Genomic DNA, 522 nt, shown 5'->3' on the forward strand with positions numbered 1-522 from the left:
ATTCCTTTGCGTGCCGATGTTCGCGAACAATTCAAGATTTTATTGAGGTTTTAATATGAAGCATGAAAGTGGTTTACCCTTTGCAATTGACAGATCTCGCGGCAAAGAGGAACAACAAAGCGTTGTCTTTTACGGCACGCGTCCGTTTATTCAAAGTGGTGAACTGAATGAGGTTCAAACCATTATAAGGGGACGGCATGACCGCTTGGGGCGCCTTGTGGCACAAGAAGGAGATCGCGTTGAACGAGCTGATGCTTTTGTCAACAAAGAGACAAGGACCGTCACTTTAACGGATGGCAAGATTTATATCGCAGGCGATATTTTCCCCGTTGCACCTGCTGTACTCAACAATGTTGCCATGATTGGGCGCTTGGAAATTGGTGTGAAGCTACAAAAAAAATGGATAACACACGAAGATGATCCAGAGCTGTTGGGGCAAGTTCCTGGCACCTTGGCAGAAGGAGAGCCTGGAGCCGCACGCGAAACAGCAAAGCTTATTTGGGCACTGAAAGAGGATGCGCA

The 522-nt window shown here is 47.1% G+C and carries 1 protein-coding gene; it reads left to right on the plus strand.

The window, feature by feature from the left end; genetic code table 11:
* Positions 1-55 precede the first annotated feature (55 nt).
* On the plus strand, positions 56-522 hold a 467-nt coding region (locus ACFIKO_RS09565; protein WP_375673946.1), incomplete at its 3' end, for a DUF4815 domain-containing protein.

This window comes from Bartonella sp. TS82HLJMH, from assembly GCF_042193495.1.
Lineage (GTDB): Bacteria > Pseudomonadota > Alphaproteobacteria > Rhizobiales > Rhizobiaceae > Bartonella > Bartonella grahamii.